19 protein-coding genes are annotated in these 24,142 nt (G+C 63.8%); 10 read left to right on the forward strand and 9 right to left on the reverse strand.

The annotated features are described in order from the left end of the window. Positions 1-161: 161 nt before the first annotated feature. The 8 genes from QP305_RS05150 to QP305_RS05185 all read right to left on the reverse strand — a co-directional run bounded on the left by QP305_RS05150 (position 162) and on the right by QP305_RS05185 (position 13,823). Positions 162-1,721, reverse strand: coding sequence for an aspartate:alanine exchanger family transporter (locus QP305_RS05150; RefSeq protein WP_284904348.1), 1,560 nt, complete (start codon positions 1,719-1,721; stop codon positions 162-164). Between the two features lie 138 nt (positions 1,722-1,859). Further along, positions 1,860-3,563: a bifunctional folylpolyglutamate synthase/dihydrofolate synthase gene (locus tag QP305_RS05155; RefSeq protein WP_284904349.1), complete on the reverse strand. Its 1,704-nt coding sequence runs from the start codon at positions 3,561-3,563 to the stop codon at positions 1,860-1,862. Positions 3,564-3,689: 126 nt separating this feature from the next. After that, complete coding sequence (locus QP305_RS05160; protein WP_284904351.1) at positions 3,690-5,129, reverse strand: MFS transporter; 1,440 nt, start codon at positions 5,127-5,129, stop codon at positions 3,690-3,692. Positions 5,130-5,224: 95 nt separating this feature from the next. Beyond that, positions 5,225-6,193 (reverse strand): nucleoside hydrolase, encoded by a 969-nt coding sequence (locus QP305_RS05165; protein ID WP_026428515.1) that lies wholly within the window; start codon positions 6,191-6,193, stop codon positions 5,225-5,227. Between the two features lie 248 nt (positions 6,194-6,441). After that, on the reverse strand, positions 6,442-7,812 hold the full coding sequence (gene brnQ / locus QP305_RS05170) for a branched-chain amino acid transport system II carrier protein (RefSeq protein WP_284904353.1): 1,371 nt from the start codon (positions 7,810-7,812) through the stop codon (positions 6,442-6,444). Between the two features lie 140 nt (positions 7,813-7,952). Beyond that, the gene (gene ileS / locus QP305_RS05175; RefSeq protein ID WP_284904406.1) at positions 7,953-11,180 is read right to left on the reverse strand and encodes an isoleucine--tRNA ligase; all 3,228 of its coding nucleotides are present in this window, start codon (positions 11,178-11,180) and stop codon (positions 7,953-7,955) included. 265 nt (positions 11,181-11,445) lie between these two features. Beyond that, a complete protein-coding gene (locus tag QP305_RS05180) occupies positions 11,446-13,470 on the reverse strand; it encodes an alpha/beta hydrolase (RefSeq protein WP_284904354.1) in 2,025 nt (674 codons plus the stop codon). Between the two features lie 11 nt (positions 13,471-13,481). Further along, a complete protein-coding gene (locus QP305_RS05185; RefSeq protein ID WP_284904355.1) occupies positions 13,482-13,823 on the reverse strand; it encodes a hypothetical protein in 342 nt (113 codons plus the stop codon). 245 nt (positions 13,824-14,068) lie between these two features. On the opposite strand from QP305_RS05185, the gene QP305_RS05190 reads away from it, so the two are divergent. After that, a complete protein-coding gene (locus QP305_RS05190) occupies positions 14,069-14,818 on the forward strand; it encodes a hypothetical protein (protein ID WP_284904357.1) in 750 nt (249 codons plus the stop codon). A 10-nt stretch (positions 14,819-14,828) separates the two neighbouring features. Here the strand turns inward: QP305_RS05190 and QP305_RS05195 are convergent, their stop codons facing one another. Further along, positions 14,829-15,611: an SDR family oxidoreductase gene (locus QP305_RS05195; protein ID WP_284904359.1), complete on the reverse strand. Its 783-nt coding sequence runs from the start codon at positions 15,609-15,611 to the stop codon at positions 14,829-14,831. 146 nt (positions 15,612-15,757) lie between these two features. Between QP305_RS05195 and proC the strand changes: the two genes are divergently transcribed. The 9 genes from proC (at position 15,758) to QP305_RS05240 (ending at position 24,067) form a co-directional block, all read left to right on the forward strand. Then, complete coding sequence (proC, locus tag QP305_RS05200) at positions 15,758-16,558, forward strand: pyrroline-5-carboxylate reductase (protein ID WP_284904361.1); 801 nt, start codon at positions 15,758-15,760, stop codon at positions 16,556-16,558. Continuing rightward, a complete protein-coding gene (locus QP305_RS05205; RefSeq protein WP_284904362.1) occupies positions 16,559-16,900 on the forward strand; it encodes a hypothetical protein in 342 nt (113 codons plus the stop codon). It abuts the gene before it with no gap. 123 nt (positions 16,901-17,023) lie between these two features. Further along, positions 17,024-18,553, forward strand: coding sequence for an ABC transporter substrate-binding protein (locus tag QP305_RS05210; RefSeq protein ID WP_284904363.1), 1,530 nt, complete (start codon positions 17,024-17,026; stop codon positions 18,551-18,553). Further along, positions 18,553-19,593 (forward strand): ABC transporter permease, encoded by a 1,041-nt coding sequence (locus QP305_RS05215; RefSeq protein ID WP_284904364.1) that lies wholly within the window; start codon positions 18,553-18,555, stop codon positions 19,591-19,593. The genes QP305_RS05210 and QP305_RS05215 overlap by 1 nt, the downstream gene beginning before the upstream one ends. Continuing rightward, positions 19,590-20,474: an ABC transporter permease gene (locus QP305_RS05220; protein ID WP_284904366.1), complete on the forward strand. Its 885-nt coding sequence runs from the start codon at positions 19,590-19,592 to the stop codon at positions 20,472-20,474. The genes QP305_RS05215 and QP305_RS05220 overlap by 4 nt, the downstream gene beginning before the upstream one ends. Beyond that, a complete protein-coding gene (locus QP305_RS05225; RefSeq protein WP_284897190.1) occupies positions 20,471-21,322 on the forward strand; it encodes an ABC transporter ATP-binding protein in 852 nt (283 codons plus the stop codon). Before QP305_RS05220 ends, QP305_RS05225 begins: the two co-directional genes overlap by 4 nt. Next, positions 21,319-22,287: an ABC transporter ATP-binding protein gene (locus QP305_RS05230; protein ID WP_284904368.1), complete on the forward strand. Its 969-nt coding sequence runs from the start codon at positions 21,319-21,321 to the stop codon at positions 22,285-22,287. Before QP305_RS05225 ends, QP305_RS05230 begins: the two co-directional genes overlap by 4 nt. Beyond that, complete coding sequence (locus QP305_RS05235) at positions 22,284-23,342, forward strand: metallophosphoesterase (RefSeq protein WP_284904370.1); 1,059 nt, start codon at positions 22,284-22,286, stop codon at positions 23,340-23,342. The genes QP305_RS05230 and QP305_RS05235 overlap by 4 nt, the downstream gene beginning before the upstream one ends. Next, the gene (locus tag QP305_RS05240) at positions 23,342-24,067 is read left to right on the forward strand and encodes a tyrosine-protein phosphatase (RefSeq protein ID WP_284904373.1); all 726 of its coding nucleotides are present in this window, start codon (positions 23,342-23,344) and stop codon (positions 24,065-24,067) included. The genes QP305_RS05235 and QP305_RS05240 overlap by 1 nt, the downstream gene beginning before the upstream one ends. The last annotated feature ends 75 nt before the right edge of the window (positions 24,068-24,142 follow it).

The following is a 24,142-nucleotide window of genomic DNA, read 5'->3' on the forward strand; positions in this document are numbered from 1 at the left end:
TATGCCAGACGGCACCACCGGTGGGACTCCGACGGGGCGTCGATACGGTGCTAAGGAGCACCGACGCCATTCGTGGCACGCCGCGGCTCGGCGACAGAAGCCGTTAACGGTGCAACGGTGCGCGGCTAAGGTGCGACGGTGCGCCGCACCGTTACGGGTTCCTAGAACATGAAGGGGACGACGACGATCTTATAAATGAGCGCAATCGCGAAGGTGGTGGCGTAGCCGGTCATCACTCGGTTATCGGTGGTGCGCGAGGTGGCGTAGGAGAGCACCGCCGGCTGGCCGAGCAGTCCGGCCACCGCACCCGAAGAACGGGTGGCGGAGGAACCGAGGATCCAGGCAGCCGCCATCATAACCCCGCATCCGACGATGCTCACCGCCGCGGCCAAGAGCAGCGATTTCAAGCCCACCATTGTGAAAACGGTGGAGGCAAAAGCAGAACCGGAGTTGAGGCCCACCGCCGCGAGGAAGAGCATGAGCCCGAACTGGCGCAGGGTGAGATTCGCGGGGCGCGGGAGCTGCCAGGGCACCCGACCGGTGCGGTGCACCGCTCCGAGGATCAGCCCCACCACGAGCGGGCCGCCGGCCGCACCCAGGGAGAAAGCCGCGCCACCCGGAAGCGGGATTTCCACTAGTCCAAGGGCGAAGCCGAGGGCAAGCCCGCCGGCTGCCGCTACCCAGTCCAGTTCCGAGGAACTGGAGACTGAATCGCCGAAGTATTCTTCGAGTTCCTCGACCCGTGAGGTAGGTAGGGCGACTTCTACCACGTCGCCCATTTCCAGGTAGGTTTCCGGGGTGGCCAGGATTTCATCATCGGCACGGCGAATCACCGTCACTCGAGCTTCGAAGCGGCGGTAAAGCGGGAGGGAACCCACCGTGAGGCCGGCAATATCTCGATTGGATACCGTGAAACGGTGCACCGTCAGATACGGATCGGTCAGGCGCCGATGACGCATGCGGCTACCCAGGCGTTCGATAGCTTCGGAAAGTGCGGCTCGGGAAGCAAAAATACGAACCCGGTCCCCCGGTTCCAGAGCCCGTTCCATATCGAGCACATGCCAGCGCCTATTGCGCCGCATGGCTACGAATCGCACCTGCTGGCCGGCAATATCCCGCATCTGCTCCGCGGAAATCTCCCGATCCACATATACGGTTGCTTGTTCCAATTCCACATCATCGGGGTCAAGCTGATCGTTACGTGCTTTCCATTCCCGGTTAATGAAAATAGCGACCATGACGATGGCGAGCGTGACCCCGACCGGATAACCAATGGAATAGCCCACGGCGGGGTTATCCGGGTCGGTCATTTCCTGGGCGAGCGCAAGCGAGGGAGTGGAGGTAAGCGAGCCGGCGAAAACACCCACGGCGGTACCACGGAGCAAACCGAGGAGCTCCCCCAGTCCCACCGCGGCTGCCGCCCCGGCCGTAATCGCAATAACCGAAGCGAGCATGAGGCCCAACTGTTTACGGATCTCCTGGAAGAAGGTTTCCCCGGCTTCCAAGCCGATCATATAAACGAAAATTCCCAGGCCCAGATCTTGCAGCAGCACAAGGAGCGAAGTGGAGGGCGGAACCACCGCGCCGACGAGCAAACCGATGAAAAGCGCCCCCGCTGCCCCAAATTTCAGGGGACCAAAAGGAATCGCCCCGAAGGCGGCACCGAGCGCCACCACGATGAAAACAACGAGAACGGTATTGCTGGCGAGAATATCGAGCACAGTGCCACCTCGGAGTTGAAGACTGGTAGATCGTTACCGATTCTACCAATTCAGCGCGCCGCGCCAGCACCTTAGTGCACCGCGCCATCGCCTTTGCGCACCGCGGCATCACGTCAGTGCCCCGTGCCGGCCCCGTCTTTACTCAGTGGGAGCTTCATCAGGAGTCCCTTTGCCCATGATCTGGCGCGCCATACCCGCCAGGTAGACCGAACCGAGGACCGCCACCACCGGCGTGGCGAGCTCCTCACCGGCCTCGGCCTCGGCCCATCCGGCAGCCTCGTCAATCGCGGCAAGCAGATCGCGTTCCACCCGCACCCGATCCTCCCCGAAGACCTCCCGCGCCAGCTCTGCCAGTTCCTCGGCGTCCATCGCCCGCTCACCGGGCATATCGGTGACCACAACGGCATCCAGTACCGGCTCGAACTGCCCGAGAGTTCCTTCCACGTCCTTATCTGCCATCATGGCGAGCACCCCAACACGCCGGCCGGGATAGTACTCTTCCAGCGCGGCGGCGGTATGCGCCGCACCGTGGGGGTTGTGGGCCGCGTCCACGAGGACGGTGGGCGAAGTGCGCACCACTTCGAGACGTCCGGGCGAGGTCACGGCCATCAGAGCATGTTCGACGACGTCACCGGAAAGCGCGCGCCCGCCGAAGAATGCTTCAACCGCCGTGAGTGCGAGGGCCGCGTTCTCCGCCTGGTAGGAGCCGCGCAGCGCGAGGGGAATATCGTCGTAGCGAGCCGCGGGGGTACGCACCGTCATAAGCTGACCGCCTACCGCTGTCTCCCGCCCAAGCACCTCGATATCTTTCCCGTAAACGGATACGTGGGCGCGAGCCTGGTGGGCTGCCTGAGCGATAGCCGCAGCGGCGTCCTCGGGTTGGGCGGCGCTCACCACGCTGGCTCCGGGCTTAATAATCCCTACTTTCTCCCCGGCGATCTGCGCGATGGTGTGCCCGAGCCAGCGTTCGTGGTCCAGGGCTATGGGGGTGAGGACGGCGACGTCGCCGTCGATCACATTGGTGGCATCCCACCGTCCCCCCATACCAACTTCGACCACGGCCACATCGATGGGTGCGGCCGCGAAAGCTACGTAGGCCATGACCACGAAAACTTCGAAGAAGCTCATGCGCGGCCCGCCCTCCGCTTGGGAACGCTGATCCACGAGCTCAACGAAAGGCGCGACATCTTCCCAGGCCTGAATGAAATCCGCCCGGGAAATGTTATGCCCGTCGATGGCGATGCGTTCGCGTACCGAGACCAGGTGCGGGGAGGTAAAGCGCCCGGTGCGTAGGCCATGCTCGCGCAGCAGTGCTTCGATCATGCGCACCGTCGAGGTTTTTCCGTTGGTGCCCGTCACGTGCACGCACCGGTAGGAATGGTGCGGGTTGCCAAGTAAATCCAAGCACATCTGGACGCGTTCAAGGGAAGGCTGCACCTTGTGTTCAGGAGCGCGGGTGAGGATATCGCGGTAGATGTCCTCCACTCGGTCTTCCTCCGCGGTGGTATCCGCTAGCTCGATAATGGGATCGGGTGATTCTTTGACCTCCCGGATAACGGCTTCGTCCCCAAAAAGCCCGGAGCTGAGGACCTCGGTGAGTGCCGCATCAAGTTCGGCTTCCCGCGCCGCCTCCGGATCCAGCGCTTCTTTCGGATCACGGGGATCCTCCAGATCCCGTGCACCTTCCGGATCACGGGGCTCCTCCGCATCGGGAGCCTCAGATGTTCCCCCCGGGCCAAAGTCCCCGGCATGCTCCAGTTCCCCCTCGCAATAGTTCTGTGCGTCGTCGTACCCCGCACCGTTGTGGCCGGTGCCGTCGTGCTTCGCGTTATTCGTCCCCATACCTGCCCTTTCCACGGCACACCAGCATATACCACGGGGCCCACGGTGCGACTGGCGCTGCCAGCCCCGTGGGCCCCGTTCCCGGTCGTCTACCGGTGCCCGAGCAGATCCTCAGGCGACATATGTTTAGGACGCAGATTCCTCGGCGTTCTCCACCGAGGGGATGAGGGTGGAAAGCAGGAGCGCGATGATCACGAGGACCGCGCCCACCGCGATTCCGGCCTGGTACCCGCCCACCACATTCTCGGTGCCGCCCACGGCGGTAGCCACGGCGGTCAGGATCGCGAAGGAGAGCCCGGCACCCAGGTTGAAAGCGCCGGCATTCATGCCCGGCAGGTAACCCTGGTTATCGGCCGGGGAAAGCACAACGCCCAAGCCGTTGAGCATGATATTGACGGTGCCGGCGTAGGTGATACCGATGGCCACGCACAGGAAGAAGATAAGCGACTTCGAGGATGCCCCAACACCGAAGACCGCGATACCGAGGAAAATGACCGTGGAGAGCAGCCCCGCCTGGAGCACCTTCTTGTAGCCGAAGCGTGAAGCGAGCTGCCCGGCAATCGGGCCCATAATGAGGCCGGCGATAGCGTAGGGCGTCAGCGTCACGAAGGATACTGTTTCTGCCGGGAGCTCCAGGCCACCGGCGCTGGCTTCCAGCTGCGCGAGGTTCGGGATGAGGCCGTTCATGACCGCGAATACCCCCGTCATGGTGAAGAGGGTGGTGGATAGCAGCGCCCAGGTGCGCCGTTGCTTGAGGTAGCGAGTGGCCACCAGCGGGTGGGCGCGCGAAGATTCGATCTTCCAGAAAATCACCGCGGATACGGCCGCTACCAGGATTTCCACACCGATGAGCCACCAGCGCGCATCCCCGAGCTTGCCCAATTCGTTGAAGGCGAAGTAGACGCAGCCGAAAACGATGAGCAGTGCGATAACGCCGGGCCAGTCCATCGGGGTGCGGTCACCCTGCGATTCGCGGGTTCCGAACATCGACGCCACGAAAGCGATGGCGCACACAACCGCCATGCACGCGAAAACGGAGCGGAAGCCCCAGTTACCGGCGAGCCAACCGCCCAGCAGGGCGTCCACCCCGGCGATACCGCCGTTGACGGAGGTCAAGATCGCCATGTACTTGGCGTAACGGCGCGGCTCGGGTACTTCCTGGTGCAGCATGACGAGAGTGAGGGGCACCATCGGCCCCGCCGTCCCCTGAATCACGCGCCCGATACCGAGGATGGTGACATTGGGCGCCAGTGCGGAAACCACGCATCCGATCCCGGTGGCCAGGAGCATGCCCAACAGAATCTTCTTGCGCCCGATCAGGTCACCCCAGCGCGGCAGGAAGAGGGAGAAGAGCGCGGCGGAGGCGAAGAACGCCGTTTGGGTCACGCCGATTTCCACGTCAGTCGCGTTCAGTTCCACGCTCATGGTGTGCAGCGCTGGGGAGAGCATGGAGGCGTTGAGCTGGAAAGCGAAGACCGCGCACAGTAGCGCGGCCATCAGCACGATAATATTCGTGCGCGAACCGGATTGCGCCTGGCCGGCACACGCGGGAACGGAAGATGCCATAGTTTTTTCTTTCTCACCGGGGAGGACGACGCCGCACCGTGGCAGCGCCGTCCTCCGTTCATAAAGGTTGGGTTGGACGGGGCTTAGCCCCGTGATTAGCCCAGGTAGTGGTGTTCGCCCACGCGCTCCAGCGCATCGGCGATGAGATCCCAGAAACGCCCGTGATCGAGCCGGGTCGCAGCCCAGGTGTGGCAATCTTCGGGAATGGGGCCGCGGAAATCAGCCACCGTCATCCCCACGGTGAGGGTGCCGGTGAGTTCCACATCGATGGGCACCTGCACCGTTTCCACGATGGTCGGGTCGATAAGGTAGGCCACGGCGCACGGATCGTGGACCGGCGGGTAATCGAAGCCCTGCGCGTCCTGGTAGGAGGCACGGAAGAAGTCCATGAGTTCGTGGACGAAGCGGGCCGGCTGGGTGCCCACCGCGTCAATCTTCGCGTAGGCTTCCGGGGTGCAGAGGGCCTGGTGGGTAAGATCCAGGCCAACCATGACCACCTTCCACGGCTCGTTGAAAACGATATGCGCCGCTTCCGGGTCGATCTTGATGTTGAATTCGGCCACCGCGGACCAGTTTCCAACGTGGTAGCCCCCACCCATGAGAACCACCTGCTTGACGCGCTCGGCCAGGCGCGGTTCCTTGCGTACCGCGAGCGCGATATTGGTGAGCGGGCCGGTGGGGACAAGGGTGACGGTACCCGGTTCGTGCGCCATAACAGTGTCAATAATGAGATCGACGGCGTGCCGGGAATCAAGCTCGATAGCCGGGGTAGGTAATTCTGTGCCGTCCAGACCGGTATCACCGTGAATATCGGGGGCGACTTCCACCGGGCGTACCAGCGGGCGGTCGCATCCGGCCGCGAAAGGCACTCCCGTCATTTTCATAACGGTGCCCACGGCGAGGGCATTATTCGTAACTTTCTTTAGCGTTTGGTTGCCGCCCACCGTGGTGACGGCAAGCAGATCAATCTGCGGATTTGCCCACGCCAGCAGCATCGCAACGGCGTCGTCATGACCGGGATCGCAATCCAAAATGATTTTTTCCGGGGTGTGCTGTGTTGCCATGTTTCTCTCCACATCCTTGGGGAACTCCCGCGGAGTTCTACGTGCTTTCATTAAAACATAGAAAGAACGGTTTCACCGCGAGCGTTCACCGGCGCCCCGTAGGCACCCTCGGGAGCACCACTGGCTTCCCGGCACGTGCAGATAGGCTCCCCGCCGCACCGTAAGCCGCCTACCGGAGCATCGTCAGGAGATACTGGCGCCTCACGACAACCCCGTTTCAGGATACTGGCGCCCCGCAACACCCCGTCTCAGGATACTGGCGCCTCCGTCGGCGCCGCCGTGCCCCGCACCAGTGCCGGCGGGAACAACCGCCCCTGGATCCCGTCCGCTGCCAGACCGAACACGAAGCCAAGGAGCGCCGGCCCGGCCCAGGCCAAGCCTTCTTCCCCGAGCGGCACTATCGCCAGAAGCTCACCCACGGGGGCGAAAATATCCCATTCGGTCACAACCAAGCCGTCCAGGAGAGCGAAAGGCGCCGCGATCCAGGCGGAAGCCCGGTAGGACCAGTGGAGGCGTCCGGGAACCGCAAGATCAACAAGCGTCACGAAAATAAGCACAATCGCGATGGGATAAATAAAGCGGTTGATCGGGTTAATGAAATTGAGGATTCCTTCCAGCCCCAGCGTGGACATGGCAAAAGCGAACATTCCCTGCCCGATGAGGAGGGGGCGGTAGGCCAGGCCCGGAAGGTAGCTGCGGTAGAACTGGGTGGCGGCGCCCAGCAGGCCAATCGCTGTGGTCAAACACGCCAGGATGGTGATGGCACCGAAAATGAGCTGACCGCCCCGCCCGAAGAAACGCTCGGAGACGGCGGCTAAAGCATCCGCACCGTTGGCGAAGCCTTCGGTGGCCACCCGCACCCCGATCTGGGAGAGCCCCAGGTAGATCGCGGCGAGGATAAGGGCTGCGATGAGGGCTACTCCCGCCGCTCCCCCGAAGAGCGCCCCGCGGGAGGCGAATCCCTTGGCTCGCAACGATGACACAATCACCAGCCCGAAGACGAAGGCCGCCAGCGCGTCCATCGTCATATACCCGCTCAGCAGCCCGCCGGTGAGCGCATTGGGCGCATACGGTGCTTGCGGGAGCGAAACCTGGGGCGGCAGGTTGAACACCACCACCGTAATAAGAATCGCCATGAGGATCACGAGAGCGGGGGTGAGGATACCTCCTACTCGGTCCACCATTTTGCCCGGGTTGAGGGCCACGAGCACGGCCACCACGAAGAACACAGCGGAGAAAACGAGGAGGGCGGGGCGGGCTGCGGCGTCGTCGTGCATCACGGGGCGGACCGCAACCTCGAAACTCACCGCAGCCACTCGCGGCACCGCGTACAAAACGCCGGTGGTAATAAAAATCGCCCACAGCAGCGCGTGACCGGGGATACGGCCGATACGGGTCGCAATATCTTGCGGGGTGCCGTCGCGGCTGGAGGTGGCGGCGATGAGGCCAATGGCGGGGAGAATCACCCCGGTGCCGATAAACCCGGCGATGGCCAGCGGGGTATTCGTGCCGGCTTGAATGCCGAGCATGACCGGGAAAATAAGATTTCCCGCCCCGAAGAACATGGCGAAGAGCGCCAAGCCGGTCACAGCGAGCGTGAGGACCCGCGAGTTTTTCATCCCTGAACCTTCGTGTGGATTGTGAGAACGGTGCCGGGCCGCGGCGGAGACTATGGTGATCCACCGCGGCCCATGCAAGGCACCCTACTCTAGAGGATCACGGCGCGCCGTTACAGAGCGCGCCGTGTGATACCGCGTTTTTAGTGCGCGACTTTCGTCACCTCGATGCCGAGCGGTGCGCCCGCAGCGCCCGCAGCGCCGTCCGCGCCCGCCGTCACCTGTGCCTCCACCGCGAGGGTTTCCTCCTGGATGAAGGGCAGGTAGCGGGTAACCGCATCGACGCGCTCGGCGGGCACCGTGAGCTTAAGGGAGATCCGGTCGGCCACGTGCAGCTGCGCGTTCTTGCGTTCGTCCTGCACGGCGCGCACGACGTCGCGGGCGTAACCTTCGGCTTCCAGTTCCTCGTCCACCTCGGTATCCAAGGCGATGAAGGACCCGGAATCGAGCGCCGCGGCCACTGAACCCGGGTCGGCTTCCACCGATACGGTGATCTCAAACTGACCGGGCGCCAGGCGTACCTCCGGGTCGGTATGCAGCACCGCGTCCGCACCGTCCTCGCTCCAGTTCCCGGCCTTGGCGGCCTGGAACAGCGCGGAGGTCATCTTGCGCAGCTGGGGATCCAGTTCGCGCGGGAGGACCTTGAGGTCGCGGCTCACCTTCATCCCCGATTGCGCCACGTCCTTGAGTTCAACATTCTTGACGTTCACTTCCAGGGCGATGAGATCGGTGAAGGGGGCCAGGTCACGGTCGGTGACGATGGTGAGGGTGCGCAGCGGTTGGCGCACACGCAACTGGTGGGTTTTGCGCAGCGAGTGCGCGGCGGAGACGACGGCGCGCGCCTCGTCCATCGCTTCGCGCAGCGCATCGTCCTTCCAGGAATCAGGCAGTTCAGGCCAGTCTTCCAGGTGGACGGAGCGCCCGCCGGTCAGCCCCTTCCAGATTTCTTCGGTCACGAGCGGCGCGAGGGGCGCCATAACCCGCATGAGCACTTCGAGAGCCGTGTAGAGCGTATCGAAGGCGGCGTGGTCCTCATTCCAGAAGCGATCCCGGGAGGTGCGCACGTACCAGTTGGTCAGCACGTCCAGGAAGCCGCGCACCCGGTCGCAGGCGGCCGGAATATCGTAGTTATCCAGGTCGGTGCGCACCTTATCGGCCAGGTCCTTAATGCTGGCCAGCAGGTAGCGGTCCATCACATCCAGACCGGAGGGGTCACTCACCGGCTGGGCGCGGTACCCCTCCCCCTTCGAGCACGTCGAGGCGTAAAGCGCGAAGAAGTAGTAGGCATTCCACAGCGGCAGCAGCACCTGGCGCACCGTATCGCGCAGCGCGCGTTCGGTCACGATGAGGTTCCCGCCGCGCACAATCGGCGAATTCATGAGGAAGAAACGCATCGCATCCGCGCCGACCTCATCGAACATTTCGTAAACATCCGGGTAGTTGCGCAACGATTTCGACATCTTCTGGCCGTCATCACCCAGCACGATGCCGTGGGAGATACAGGTGCGGAAGGCCGGGCGGTCAAAGAGCGCGGTGGCCAACACGTGGAGGGTGTAGAACCACCCGCGGGTCTGGCCGATGTACTCGACGATGAAGTCCCCCGGGTAGTGGTCCTCGAACCAGTCCTTATTTTCGAAGGGGTAGTGGACCTGGGCGTAGGGCATGGAGCCGGATTCGAACCAGCAGTCCAAAACATCGGTAATGCGCCGCATGGTGGACTTGCCAGTGGGATCGTCCGGGTTGGGGCGGGTCAGCTCATCGATATAGGGGCGGTGGAGATCCACCTCGCCCTTCTCGTTGCGCGGCAGGCGCCCGAAATCACGCTCAAGTGCTTCCAGGGAACCGTACACATCTTCGCGTGGATAGTTGGGGTCATCGGAGCGCCACACCGGGATGGGGCTGCCCCAGAAGCGGTTGCGGGAAATGGACCAGTCGCGCGCTCCGGCCAGCCAGTTGCCGAATTGGCCGTGCTTGATATGCGCCGGGGTCCATTCGATCTGTTCGTTGAGCTCGACCATGCGATCCCGGAAGGCACTTACCCGCACGAACCACGAAGAGACCGCCTTGTAGATGAGCGGTTTGCGGCAGCGCCAGCAATGCGGGTAGGAGTGCAGGTAGGAGCGTTCTTGGACCAGCACGGCGCGCTCGTTTTCCGGGCGGCGTGCCAGCGGCCCGGTTCCCTCGCGCAGATCGCGGGTGATGGGCAGATTGGCATCAAAAACCTGGGTGCCTTCGTAATCGGGCACCTCGGAGGTGAAACGCCCGGCACCGTCCACCGGCACCACGGGGCGGATGCCCACTTCCTGGCAGGCGAACATATCGTCTTCACCGAAGGCGGGGGCGATATGAACTAGCCCGGTACCGTCTTCGGTGGTCACGAAGTTCCCGGCAATAACGTGGTAAGCATGCGGGCCGGGGGCTTCGTCCGCCGCCCGGTTCATGAAGTAATCGAAAATCGGGGCGTAGGCGCGGCCCACCAGCTGCGAGCCGGGGAAGCGATCCACGACTTCCGGATCTTCACCCAGTTCCTTCGCGTAGGATTCCAGGCGCGCGGCGGAAATAACCACCCGCTCGCCTTCCAGCTTGCCTTCGCGCGGAACCACGGTGAGGTACTCAATATCCGGGCCCACCGCGATCGCCAAATTGGAGGGGAGCGTCCAGGGCGTCGTCGTCCAAATAAGGGCAAGTTCGCCGGTTTCCAGGCGCAGCCCCACGGTCAAGCTGAGGTCCTGGCGGTCCTTGTAGACGTCGTCATCCATCTTCAATTCGTGATTGGATAGCGGCGTTTCGTCATTCCAGCAGTAGGGCAGCACCCGGTAGCCGTCATAGGCCAAGCCCTTGTCGTACAGGGTCTTGAAGGCCCACAGCACCGATTCCATGTAGGTGGTGTCCAGGGTCTTGTAATCGTGGGAAAAATCGACCCAGCGCGCCTGGCGGGTCACATATTCTTCCCATTCCTTGGTGTAGCGCAGCACCGAGGAGCGGCAGGCCTCGTTGAAGGTGGCGATGCCCATATCCTCGATCTCATCGGTGGAATCAATCCCGAGGATACGCTGGGCTTCCAGTTCGGCCGGCAGGCCGTGGGTGTCCCACCCAAAGCGGCGCTCGACCCGGCGCCCCCGCATGGTCTGGTAGCGCCCCACCACGTCCTTGACGTAACCGGTGAGAAGGTGACCGTAATGGGGCAGGCCGTTGGCGAACGGCGGGCCGTCGTAGAAAACGAATTCATTGGAGCCGTGCGGCCCGGATTCACGCTGCTCAACGGAGGACTGGAACGTATTGTCTTTCTTCCAGAAAGCGAGGGTGCCTTCTTCCATCTTCGGGAAGTTCGGGGAGGCGGGCACGCCGCCCTCGCGATGAAGCGGATACATATCCACGCGGTGTCTCCTCGTGTCTCAAACCTATTCGGAATGAGGACGACGCCGGATATCCGGTACCGCGGTACCACCTCATTTGCTACTCGCCGCACGCGTGGTACGGCGGGTAACCGCTTCATTAGGACGCTGACGGATCCACCCGCTCGGTTCTACTGGGCTGCGGGGCAGGGCCGCGCGGCTGTTCTTCCGAGAGCTCACCGGTGATTGCCGGGTCATAGCCAACGCCGCTCATTGTAGCCCTTCCGCGCGCGGGGCGCATCTAGCTTCCGGGTGGCGGGCGGACCGGTGGGGATGGGTGCGACGGCGCAGCTCCGGCGGGTGGTTCGCGGGGCGGCGCAAGCGTGGCGGGCGGCGCCCCGGGCCCCGTGGCAGGCTCCGTGGTGATGCGCGCCAATTCGCGCATCTGCGGGGAATCCGCGTTTTCCAAATATTCCGAATGCTGGGAGAAGAAACCGCCGCGCCCGGAGAAATGATGCGCGGTGAAATCCGGGTCCTGGCGCGGATTGAAGCCGAGCGCGTCGGTATGCCCGCCCGACACCGCTCCCCCGCCCAGCGCATTGACCACGTTAATAATGTCTTTCTTATTGGAAAGGACATGATTGGAGGCGGCGCTTCCGGCCCCGTGCGCCCCGGTATTCATATCCCATCCTTCGGCCACAACCCCGGGTGTTCCGTACACCACAAGGGTATCGACGACGCCGTGCCTAGCCTGCTCCGCGGCCGCTGAGGCCGTCACCGAACCGTAGGAATGCCCCAGCAGATTGATACGCGGGCAATCTTCCCCGCGGACCTGGGCAATTCCCTCCGCGAAGCGCGCGAGGCTGGCCGCGCCTTCCCGGGCCCGCGCTGGGGTGTAGAGAGAGGAATCCAGCGCACTTTGCGGGGCGGCGTAATCAAACCAGGTCACCACCGCCGGGCTTCCCGTTTCCCCGCGAGCGGTGAGAATTTCCTGCTGGAGGGTAGCCAAGCGGCCGGCTGCTTCCATATGGGAATCGAGGGAATTCACCACATTGGTGGTCATCCCACCTACCTCAATGGTGATAGACGAGGCAGTATCCACATTCCCTTGAGATAGGGCCACCTGGATGGTGCGCAATTCTGCACCGGTTCCGGTACGGGCTCGGTTCGGCCCGCGGTACACGAGGAGTTGGCGTGGCTGGCCGGACTGGGCGGACTGTGCGGGGCCTGCCAGCGGGGAGGAACGCGGCGCGGGTGAGTGCGCCGGAGCTGCGCGCCCCGCGGACAGTCGCGCGGCGGACGAGTGCGCCGCGGATGATCGCCCCGTGGTTCGCGATGAGTACAGCTTTGAATCACGGGGCGAAGCGGACCGAACCGGGGCCGCGGAGATATGCTCGCGCCAATTGCGATCCAGGCAGCGCTGGGTGCGGATCATGGCGTAAGCAGCCAGGTTGGCGGTTATGGTGGCGTAACGCAGCTGGGCCGCACCAAGCTGTGCGGTGCGAATCTCCCGATCAGTTTTCCCTAAATTACCCTCAAGATCCGCCCGGGCGCTGGCGATCTCCGCGGAGAGCTCGGCCAGGATCGGATCGTAGTAGGCGCGGGCCATCTCTTCGTCATGGCGGGCAACGGCAATATTGGCGCGGTCCCGCACCGCATAGGGTATTCCGTCTAAATTTCCCAGATCCTGGGGGTAATGCGCGAGCACATAAGAGCGCTCGGCATCGCCCAGGGATGCCCACCAGGCCTGCACATAGGCCGCACTTTTCCCGACCGGCACCCGCCCGACCGAATGGTAGTGGTTGGTGCGAGCGTCCGGGGCTATCTGCCCGGCTGCCAGCTGGGTAAAAACCGTGTCCAGATAGCTGAGGGTATTATCGGCCGACCCGTAGGCTGCCTCTACCTCCGCCCTAATCCGGACCGCTACCTGGCGGCGTTCCCAATCCACTACCCCGGTGGCATCCGCGCCATCGAGCGGATCGACAACCTCACCGGTGGGGGTGATCTCCATTCCGGAAGCCGCCGCCCGGGAAAGGGCTTCGCTCACGGCCGTTTGGGTGCGGGTGATTTTATGCTGGGCCTCCCCGAGAGCCTGGATGAGGTGGTCGATATGGTCGGTGTGCGCGGCGGCGCGCGCGGCCAGGGCCCGCACATCGGAGAGGAAGGCACGCGCCCCGTAACCTTCCCACTCCCCCGCCAAGGAGCGCGCGGCTAGCTGGCGCAGCTGCCAGCTGGCTTCTTCACAGCGCCGGCGTACGGCCGCCACCTCACCGAGGACCGCTCCGAGCAGGGCCCCGTTCCAGCTGCATAGTTGCCCCCACGTCACCCTGAGATCTTTCATCTTCCAACCCCCGCGATATCCAAACCAGAAATATTCGTGCCCGCAATATCCAGGGCAGAAATATCCGCGCCTGCCCCGCCGTCTGCCTCCTGGTAGATGCGCCAGGCCAGGGCGAGGGAGGCAGCTAGCTCATCGGCTCGGGCCGCGATATCGCGGGTACGCCTATCCAGGGCCGCGCATCCCGCGCTCACGCTGGCCGGCGGCGGGGTGCCAGCCAATGCCGCCGCTACCGCTCCTGGCACGGTATCCACCCGCAGCGGGGCCAGCGCGGCACTCACGTCCGCGAGCGCGGCGCGCAGCTCCGCCGTTGCAGATTCCGTGATAAGAACACCATCCACCGTGACCTCCCCTTGTTCGCTCCTGTTTCCTTCGCGCTGGCTACGTTTGACTTCTGTGCGCTGGCGCCGCTTACTTTCGTTGAACTGGCGTCGCTTGTTTTCTGGGCGCCGGCTCCTCCTGCCAAGCGCTTGAGCCGATGGTGTCAGGCAGGGAAAGATCCGTCCAGGGCCCATCCACAGGCGGAGTTCGGCGCGTGTAGTTATCCACAGGTAGGGGCGCGGTAGGGTGAAGTGTGCGTGTTTTAGTGACTTATTTTGAGCCTTTTGGTGCCGATACCGAAAATGCGAGCCGGGAGGCAGCGCTGCAAGCCATCCCTCATCTTCGAGATATGGATCTTCCTTGCGAGGTGGAGGTCGCGACGGCCATGTTGCCGGTGGTGTTCGCGAGCGCCGGGAAGGTGCTGGCCGAGGCGGTGGAACGTTTTCACCCCGATGCGGTCATTGCCATCGGAGAAGCGGGCGGGCGTAGCGCTATCACCCCGGAGCTCCAAGCTTTTAATGAGAATATCGCCCGAATTCCGGATAATGCGGGAGCTCAACCTGATGGCGAACCCGTGATTCCGGGCGGGCCTGCTATCGCCACGAGCCCCGTGCTGGTGGCGGATATTACTCGCGCTATTAACGGGGCAGGTATCAATGCGGAAACGAGCCGAGATCCGGGGCGCTACCTCTGCAATAACATTGCCTACCGCGTGGTCCAGCTTCCTGTTCCCGGCCTCTTCATTCACGTACCGGCCCTGCGCACCGTCGGAGTGGCCACGGTGGGCGCGGAAACCGACGCACCGTCCGCAGCGGTGTCCCAGCCCGCGCCGCAGCCCGCACCACGGACCAAGACGGCGCACGCCGCACCACTAACCGACACGGCGCACGCCGCACCGTCAGCCGAGACCGCCGCACCGGCGCTCCCCCGGCCTGCCACCACCTTTGATGAGCTCGGCCGCGGGATCGCCGCGGCGATTGCGGAGCTTGCCCGGCAGGTCGCCGAGAAACTGTAACCTCCGGCCACTACTCCCCATCCAGCCCGGAGGAGGGTAGGTCTACCACGTCGCTGCCGGTACGGGCCACCGTCCACGAATTCGCCTGGGCCACGGGGCGGATAACCACCGAATCGATATTGACGTGGGCGGGGCGGGAGAGCATCCATACCACCGTCTCAGCAATATCCTCGGCAAGGAGCGGCTCAGCTACCCCGGCATAAACGTTCTGGGCTGCGGCATCTGATCCGAGTCGATTCTTAGAAAATTCCTCCGTCATCACCATGCCGGGGCGCAGCTCCATGAGCCGTACCGGTTCGCCCACCAGTTCCAGGCGCAGGGTGTCTTTAATCATGCGTTCGGCGTGCTTGGCCGCCGTGTATCCGGCCCCGCCCACGTAGGTTTCCTGCGCCGCAGTAGAGGTCACAAAGAGGATGCTGCCACCGTTCTCCCGCATATGCGGGAGTAGGGCCCGGGTGAGGCGCAGGGTACCCAGTACGTTCACGCGGTACATCCACTCCCAGTCCTCGATTTTTGCGTCCGTCACCTTGTCTTGCCCGCGGGCCCCACCGGCGTTATTGACCAGGGAGTCCACCCCGCCGGCTTCCGCTACGGTGGCGGCGAGCCGTGCGACGTCGCCTTCCTCCGTCAAGTCCGCAACCACGTAACTGCACCCGGTTTGTTCGGCGAGCTGGCGGAGCCGATCTTCGCGCCGTGCGGTGGCGATCACCTCGAATCCAGCCGCGCGCAAGGCGCGGACGCTCGCCGCCCCGATGCCGCTGGACGCTCCGGTTACAAGTACTCGATGTGACATGTCAAACCCTCCGTTCTGCCGGGTGAGAGCCACGCCGGCCATAAAACACCTTTCTTCAGCCTAAAATAAAACGCGGAGAGCATACCCGGTGTTCGCTCAGCGCCGCTGCGGGAGCACCGGGCCTAGCTGGTAGAAAGGAATTGCTCGTGATCGGCTTTATTGGAACCGGACATATGGGCGGGGCCCTGGCGCGCGGGGTGCTTGCCGCGGGCGCGGATCCGGCGTCCGTCGTCGTTTCTGCGAAAGATGTGCAGGCGGCGCGCGACTTCGCGGAGGAAACGGGGGCGCGCCCGGCCACCTCGAATACCGAGCTGGTCACGGCCGTGGGTGACGGAATCGTCGTCGTCGCCGTGAAACCGTACGCGGTTGCGGATGTTCTAGAAGAAATTAACGACGTCGCACGGGAATCTGGCACCGTTATCGTCTCCATCGCGGCGGGCCTTGAGCTTGCCACCCTCGCCCGCCATCTCGCCCCGGGTCAGCCGCTCGTGCGCGCCATGCCGAATGTGGCTGCCAGCGTGCGTGCCTCCATGACGGCGTTGTGCTTCTCGAGTTCCGTCACCCCCGCCCAGCAGGACGCGGTGCGGGAGGTCTTCGCCGCCGTGGGTGCTCATATCACCCTGGAAGAAAAACATTTTTCCGTTTTTTCCGCGCTCGCCGGATGTTCCCCGGCTTTCACTTTTACCTATATTGATGCCCTCAAACGTGCCGCCGTTGCCGATGGGCTCCCGGCCGCGCAGGCGGTGCGCATCGCCGCGCAGGCGGTGGAAGGTGCGGCGCGTCTGGTGCTCGCAAGTGAGCTTTCTCCGGCCGATTTGGCCGATACGGTGCAGTCCCCGGGGGGCACCACCGTGGCCGGTGTGGTGGAATTAGAACGCGCCGGTTTCGGGGCGGCCGTCGTGCGCGGCGTGCAAGCCAGTATCGATAAAGATAGGAATCTCAGCTAAATGAACGGACTGTCAATCCTCGGCTTCGCTGGGATTTTCCTGGTGGTGCTGCTGCTGTGGGGAATTTCCATGCTGCGCGAAGCCCGCTCGCTGCGTTTTATGCGCACCCACGAATGGACCGCGGAAGAAAAAGAACGTATTTTGACGGCCGCGGCGGAGGGAACCGCCACCGCCATGCGCGCCGTGAAGAAAATCCACCCCATCTTGACCGCGCGCCACGCTCGCCTCGTGGTGCACGATCTGGAAAGCGAAGCCGCTGAGGCTCGCCGGCGCGCCAAGCGTGCCAAACCCGGGACCCGCGCGTCCCGCTCTATCCGCGATACTGACGCAAAGGAGAGGTAGCTCGCCTTTTAACTCCACGTTTTCCAACGGTTCACATTGACTCGATAGATACATATATGGCGACGTGTCCGAGCTGAGATGCGCCGAGCCATATTTTGACTTCACTACCTGATGGGAACAGATATGAAGCGTTTTGCGGGCGTCGCCCTGCTCGTTGCCGGACTCGCGCTGTCCGGATGCTCAACCAACCCGCCCTCCGATGCGGCTTCCTCCCCCGCCAGCGGCCCGGCCCCGGTTCAGAATGCGAACCCGGATGCTTCGGTGCACGTTGGTTTTATTTTGGAACCCACCGGCCTGGATCCGACCTCGGTTTCCGGCGCGGCTCTCGATCAGCTTGTTATCGATAATGTTTATGAAGGACTCACCCGCCGCGCCGAAAATGGTGATATTTTGCCGGCTCTGGCCACCTCCTGGGATATTTCCGAGGATGGGCTCAACTACACCTTCCATCTGCGCGAAGGGGTGAAATTCCACGACGGTTCCGATTTTGATGCCGCGGATGTGGTGGCCACCCTGGAAGCTTCTGCTGCTGAGGGGTCGAAGAATCCCGATCATAAGCTCATGCGCACGTTTAAATCAGCGCAGGCTTCCGACCCGCATACCGTCGTCGTCACCCTTTCCGAACCGAATATGAATTTCTTGGACAGCATGTCCACGGACGCCGCCATGATGGTGCCCTCCGATAATACGGTCGATTTGAATAAGGAATCGAACGGCACCGGGCCGTTCACCATCGGTGAGTGGAAGACCGGCTCCACCATTACCCTGGAGCGTAACGATAACTACTGGGGCGATCCGGCCGGCACCAAGGAAGTGGTCTACCACTATTACGCGGACCAGACCGCAGCCGCGAATGCGCTCGCCTCGGGACAAATTGATATTCTCACCACCCAGAACACCGATACGGTGGAGCGTTTCGCCGCCGACCCGGCGATTATTACCTCGCAGGGCACCGAAACCTCGTGGATGACGCTCGGCTTCAACCACTCCAACCCGGCGCTGGCCAATAAGGATGTGCGCACCGCTATCCGCAAGGGCATCGATAAGGACGGCCTCATTACCGCGCTCGGCGGGACTATGGTGCGGGTCGGTTCCATGGTCTCCCCCGGGATGGCCTGGTGGAGCGATTCCCTCAACGAGATTGATTCGTATGATCCCCAAGCCGCCCGCGAGCTGCTCAAAAAGGCCGGTTTTGAGAATCTTTCCCTCAACCTGCGGGTGGCCAATAATTACGATTCGGCCATTTCCGAATATGTGGCTGCCCAGCTCAAGGAGATCGGCATTAATGTGACGATTGATCGGATGGAGTTTTCTAGCTGGCTCGATGAGGTCTACCGCGGGGGAAATTACGATCTGACCATGGTGCTCCACGTGGATCCGTGGACCCTCACCTACTATTCCAACCCCAGCTATTACTGGCATTATGACAGCGCGCAGGCCCAGCAGCTCAATAAGGAAGCGATGACCGCCAGCTCGCTGGAAGAACGCGATAAGAAGCTCGGTGAACTGGCCGCTTTCGTTTCCGAAGATGCTGCCTCGGATTGGCTCTACAGCCCCAAGGCCATTATTTTCTCCCGGGAAGGGGTCTCCGGGTTCCCGACCAACCGGACCGGTTCTCGCTTCTACGCCGCTGATATTCAGGTTGCGCGTTAATGGCTGAACCACTCGCGCTCGCGCAGGTGCCGGGGGTGCATAGCGCCTCCGGCACCGTGGACCGCGAAACGGTGCTCCGCACCACGACGTCGCGCACCGCCCGCATCGTGCTCGCCGCGCTGGGGTGGGCGGTGGCGGCGTTATTCCTCGCCTCCTTCGTTATTTTTTTCGCGCTCCACACCCTGCCCGGTGACCCGGCTGTCATTATCGGGGGCCTGGATGCTACCGATGCGCAAATTGAGGCGATTCGGGCTGAGCACGGCTGGGATCGCCCGCTTATCATCCAGTACCTGAGCTGGTTAGGTGCCGCCCTCACCGGCGATTTCGGCACCTCCCCCTTTTCTTCCCTTTCCGTGACCCACGAGCTCGTCACGAAGCTCCAGGTCACCGTGCCGCTCGCGCTCATGTCCTTGAGTTTGGCGGTTATTTTTGCCCTTCTTATCGGGGTGTATGCCGCGGCTCGTTCCACCACCCTGGCCGGGCGCCTGGTCTCCTGGCTTTCCCAACTGGGTATCGCGGTCCCTACGTTCATCGTGGGGATGCTGCTCGTTATGTACCTGGCGACCCCGCTCCATCTTCCCTCCACCGGGTTCCCGCGTGAGGGATGGGGCGATCCGGGTGCGGCGCTCCGTAGCCTCGTTCTGCCCGCCATTACCCTCGCGATTCCGCAAACGGCGGGACTGGTGCGCTACGTGCGCTCCGCCGTGCTGGAACAGCTCGGCCAGGATTATGTGCGCACCGCCCGCGCCCAGGGGATGAGCCGCCGGCGCGCCCTCCTCACCCAGGCGCTGCGGAACGCCTGGCTTCCGCTCCTCGCCGTTATTGCACTTGACGCCGCGGCCCTCCTCATGGGCACCGTGGTGGTTGAACAGGTCTTCGCCCTTCCCGGCATCGGGCACCATCTGGTTGCTAGCGTATCGACCCGCGATATTGTTACCGTCCAGGGCTTCCTCATGGTGCTCTCCGGGGCGGTTATTCTCCTCATGATGCTCTCCAATGTGGCCTCCCGCCTCCTCGACCCGAGAGTGAGGTTGCGATGAGTACCCCGTCTCCGGCTCTGCGGGCTCTCTCCGCGGCTTCCCCGTGGCGGGCCCGGTTGCGGGCGCTGCTGCGCAATCCGGCCGGCCTCATCGGCACCGTGGTGGTGGCGGCGGTGCTGGCAACGTTCCTGCTGTCCTTTATTTGGGTGCCTTATGATCCCGAAAGCGTGGATGCGCGGGCGTCCTGGGCCCGCCCGAACGGGGCGCATTGGTTCGGTGCCGACCAGCTGGGGCGTGATATTTTCTCCCTCATGGTGCTCGGTTCGCGGGTCACGGTGCTCACCAGCGTGGGCGGGGCGGCGGTGGCCCTGGTGGTCGGGCTGCTCCTCGCCTCGATTATCGTGTATGCCCCGCGTTGGCTCGGTTCCCTAACGGAGCGGCTCACCGATGTGTGGGTCGCGTTCCCCACCCTCATTATTGCCCTCATTCTCGTCACCGCATTTTCCGGCTCCACCCTCACCTCCACCGTTGCCATCGGGCTGGGTTCTGCCCCGGCGGTCACCCGCACCGTCCTGCCCGAATTGCGCCGTGCCACCGCCTCCGACCACGTGCTCCTGGCGGTGGCCGCGGGGGCGCGTTCCTGGTGGATTCTTTCGCGCCATATTTTCCCGGCGATCACGCCCACGCTGATCGTGCGTGTCACCCAGATCATGGGAACGGCCACGCTGGCGGAAGCGGGGCTGTCCTACCTGGGGCTGGGCACCCCGCCGCCCACGCCGTCCTGGGGGCGGATGCTTTCCACCTACCAGAGTTTCATGTATTCCCACCCGACGGTTATTCTCATTCCGGCCACCGCGATTGTCCTGACGATTATCGGATTTAACCTCTTGGGGGACGGCCTGCGCGACGTACTCGATCCGCGCGGAAGGGAGACACGATGAGCCTTCTTGAGGTACGTGATCTCACCGTGGCTTTCGGTTCCACCGAAGTGGTGCGGGGAGTGTCCTTCACGGTGGAGGCCGGGGAGCGCGTCTGCCTTATTGGGGAATCCGGGTCTGGAAAATCGATGACGGCGATGGCGATCCAGGGGCTCCTCCCCCGGGCGGCGCGCGTGACCGGTTCGATTCGTTTCGAGGGGCGCGAATTGGTGGGTGCTTCGGATGCGGAGTTCCAGAAAATTCGGGGGCGCCGTATCGGCTGTATTTTCCAGGAACCGCATACGGCGCTCAATCCGGTGGTGCGCATTAAGCACCAGTTAGTGGCGGCCTCGCGTATTCATACGGGATTAAAAAAATCGGCGACGACGCAGCGGGCCAGCGAGCTGGCCCGCATGGTCGAGCTCCCTAGCCCCGAGCGTATTATTAACCGCTTCCCCCATGAGCTTTCCGGAGGGCAACGCCAACGCGTGGTTATTGCCATGGCGATGAGTTTGGCCCCCGCCCTCCTGATCGCCGACGAACCGACAACCGCCCTGGATGCCACGGTGCAGGCCCATATTTTGCAGCTCATGGATGATGCCGCCCGCGAGCACGGCACCGCCGTTCTTATGATCACCCACGATATGGCGGTGGCCTACCACACCTCCGAACGCATCCTCGTGCTGCGCCGGGGCGAATTGGTGGAAGAAGGCAGCGCCGAAGATATTTTGCTCCGCCCCGTCCATCCCTACACCCAGGGCCTCGTGGCCGCGGCTCGTGCCACTAGTTTGCAGCGCCCGGCAGGGCGGGGCGGCGATACGCAGGCGGGTGATCCGCGAAGCTCGCTGGTGCCCGGAGGTGACCAATCATGACAAGCACACCGGAAAAAACCTGGGATCCGCGCGAGGCCGCCCTGCGCATAACCTCCCGCGCACCGTTGGAAAAGGACTGGCCCGTTGAAGCCGGGGATGTGCTGTTCAGCTGCCAGAACGTCACTAAATCCTACGGAAGCACCCTGGCTCTGGCACCCACGTCTTTCGACGTACGTGCGGGGCGGTCGCTGGGAATTATTGGCGAATCCGGCTCGGGGAAAACCACGCTTAGCCGCATGATGCTTGGCTTACTTGAGCCGAGCGGCGGATCGATCACCTACCGGGGCCAGGAGGTGCGCTACGGGAAGCTCGGGGTAACCCGGTTGCGCCACGAAGTCCAGCTGGTGCTGCAAGATCCTTTTGCTTCCCTCAATCCGCGTATGACGGTGGGCCGGATTATTGAAGAACCGCTGCGTCTGCTGCGCGTTCCCGGCAAACACCGGGAGATGGTGCGTGATGCGCTGGCCGCCGTGGATCTCAACCCGGAGTGGGGCTCGCGCTATCCGCATGAGCTTTCGGGCGGGCAACGCCAGCGGGTGGCAATTGCACGCGCCGTGGCCTGCCAACCCAAGGTTCTTATTGCCGACGAGCCCGTCTCCGCCCTCGACGTGTCGGTGCGGGCCACCGTCCTCGAGCTTCTCCATGATCTGCGCGCCCGCCTTGATCTCACCCTCATTGTCATCTCTCATGACTTGGGCATTGTCCAGAATCTGTGCGAGGACACCCTGGTGCTGCGCGGGGGCGCCGTCGTCGAATATGCCCCCACGGCGCAGGTACTGGAGCACCCGCGCCACCCCGCCACCCGGGAACTTATTGCGGCGGTGCCGCTGCTGCCCGAAGCGCCACGACCGGAGAATGCCGCGCCGTCCGCCGTGCCCGCCGTGCCCGCCGTATCCGCCACGTCCGCCGCGCCCGCCGTACCCACCGTATCCGCCACACCATCCGAGGGAGACGATGACCTATGAGCCTGCGCATCCTGCACCTGTCCGATACCCATCTTCTAGCCGAGCGCGCCCGCCATTACGGAAAAATTGACACCTCCGGGCTGCTGGAAGCGGCCGTGGCCGGCGCCGGCGAGCTCGCGCCCTGCCACGCCATCGTGGTCTCCGGGGATATTTCCGATGACGGCACCCCCGCGTCCTATACCTTCGCGGCCCGCACCCTTGCCCCGCTCGCGCAACGGTGGGGTGCACCGGTGATTTGGGCCTGCGGGAATCATGACCGGCGTGCGGCGATGCGCGAGGCCCTCGGCCTGCCCGGCGCGCCCCTGGACCCGATTTTTTCCGTCACCGATATCACGGTGGGAGAAGCGCGCTGGCGCTTCGTTGCGGCAGATAGCTCCGTTCCCGGGCGCGGCTTCGGCTACCTCGGCGATCAGATTCACCATATCGAGGATGCCGTGACCAACGCGAACGGTGCGCCCACGGCGGGCGGCGCACCCACGGCGGGCGGGGCGCCGTCACCGGCCGGCGCCGGTGGGTACTTCCGCGGGGCGGGCGATGAGCCGCTCCACTCTGTCCTCGTCCTCCATCACCCGCCGCTGGCGGCCCCCACGGTGCTCCACGGGGCACTGCGCCTCATGGATGCCCCGCGCCTGGCGCAGGGTTTCCAATCCTGGGAGGTGGCGCCCGACCTCGTGCTGGCGGGTCACTACCATCTGGCCGGGCGTGGGCGCGCTGGCGGGGTACCGGTGGTGGTTGGCCCGGCCCTCGCCAATGAAACCACGCTCGGGCGGGGTCCCGAATGGGAAAGCGCGCGAGCCCGTTCGGCTTTTTCGGTGGTGCAGCTAAGCGAGGCCAGTATCCAGCAGGATATTACCTACCTGGATGGTTCCGTGGCGGCACCGTCTGGCGGCATCGAACCGGGCGAGGAAATCTTTGCGTATAGTCCGGAAGAAGTGGTGACTATCGGGAGGCGAGCCGGGCGGCCCGGCTGGAGCCCGAGCGACCCGCTGGCCTGGGACGGCCCGGGTTCCTACCTCCTGGAAAACACGCTTGATACCGGATCGAAAGGACAGTGATGACTTCCCCACGCCTGCCCCTCGGCCTGCATAATCTCCGTTCCTTGGGCGGCACCCCGGTGGCCGGCGGGCATATCCGCGAGCGCGCCCTGCTGCGTTCCTCCGCGGCGTTCCGCCACGATGACAGCCTGGGAGATTTTTTGAGAGCGCAGGGTATTACCGGCGTTATTGATTTGCGCGACGACGCTGAACGCGCCGGCACCACCAATTGGGCAGATTACGGGGTGAGCGTTGCCTCTGTGCCTATTTTCAACAATCAGCTTGCCCACCTGGAGTGGTCTGAACTCGCCGACCTGTATATGCAGATGGCTCGAAATTTCGGTGGGCAATTGGCGCAGGCGGTCACCGCCGCGGCGGAATTATCGGCCGAAGGCGGGGTGCTTATCCACTGCACCGCAGGTAAGGACCGCACCGGGGTGGTCACCGGGCTTATCCTCTCCATCCTCGGGGCGAGCCGCGAAACAATCCTGGCTGATTACCTCACTTCTGCCACGGCGCTGGGCGAAAGCTACCAGGAAGATCTTGCTTTCGTGATGGGGCGCGAATATATCCCGGGGGCCGCCGCGCACCGCGCCGTATACGTGACCGAAGAAGCCTTGAGCGCCGCCACGGTGCGCATTGAAGCGGCCGGCGGGGCGCGCGAGTACCTCCTCGGGCACGGGATTGATCCGGCGGTGTTTGACCTGTTGCGCGCCCACCTGGTGGAACCGGATACCAGCCGCTAACGGCGCCCGGGCACCGCGCGCCGTAGCTGCGCCGTCGCCCCTCTCACGTATGGCGCAGTTTCCCGCAGCGCACGG

The organism is Actinotignum timonense (genome assembly GCF_030216305.1).
GTDB lineage: Bacteria > Actinomycetota > Actinomycetes > Actinomycetales > Actinomycetaceae > Actinotignum > Actinotignum timonense_A.

Coding starts and splice junctions, on each gene's coding strand:
- QP305_RS05225 (WP_284897190.1), top strand. CDS start 20,471: ATGAGCCTTCTTGAGGTACGTGATCTCACCGTGGCTTTCGGTTCCACC.
- QP305_RS05195 (WP_284904359.1), bottom strand. CDS start 15,611: ATGTCACATCGAGTACTTGTAACCGGAGCGTCCAGCGGCATCGGGGCG.
- QP305_RS05215 (WP_284904364.1), top strand. CDS start 18,553: ATGGCTGAACCACTCGCGCTCGCGCAGGTGCCGGGGGTGCATAGCGCC.
- QP305_RS05205 (WP_284904362.1), top strand. CDS start 16,559: ATGAACGGACTGTCAATCCTCGGCTTCGCTGGGATTTTCCTGGTGGTG.
- QP305_RS05160 (WP_284904351.1), bottom strand. CDS start 5,129: ATGGCATCTTCCGTTCCCGCGTGTGCCGGCCAGGCGCAATCCGGTTCG.
- QP305_RS05230 (WP_284904368.1), top strand. CDS start 21,319: ATGACAAGCACACCGGAAAAAACCTGGGATCCGCGCGAGGCCGCCCTG.
- ileS (WP_284904406.1), bottom strand. CDS start 11,180: ATGTATCCGCTTCATCGCGAGGGCGGCGTGCCCGCCTCCCCGAACTTC.
- QP305_RS05220 (WP_284904366.1), top strand. CDS start 19,590: ATGAGTACCCCGTCTCCGGCTCTGCGGGCTCTCTCCGCGGCTTCCCCG.
- QP305_RS05210 (WP_284904363.1), top strand. CDS start 17,024: ATGAAGCGTTTTGCGGGCGTCGCCCTGCTCGTTGCCGGACTCGCGCTG.
- QP305_RS05155 (WP_284904349.1), bottom strand. CDS start 3,563: ATGGGGACGAATAACGCGAAGCACGACGGCACCGGCCACAACGGTGCG.
- brnQ (WP_284904353.1), bottom strand. CDS start 7,812: ATGAAAAACTCGCGGGTCCTCACGCTCGCTGTGACCGGCTTGGCGCTC.
- QP305_RS05235 (WP_284904370.1), top strand. CDS start 22,284: ATGAGCCTGCGCATCCTGCACCTGTCCGATACCCATCTTCTAGCCGAG.
- QP305_RS05165 (WP_026428515.1), bottom strand. CDS start 6,193: ATGGCAACACAGCACACCCCGGAAAAAATCATTTTGGATTGCGATCCC.
- QP305_RS05240 (WP_284904373.1), top strand. CDS start 23,342: ATGACTTCCCCACGCCTGCCCCTCGGCCTGCATAATCTCCGTTCCTTG.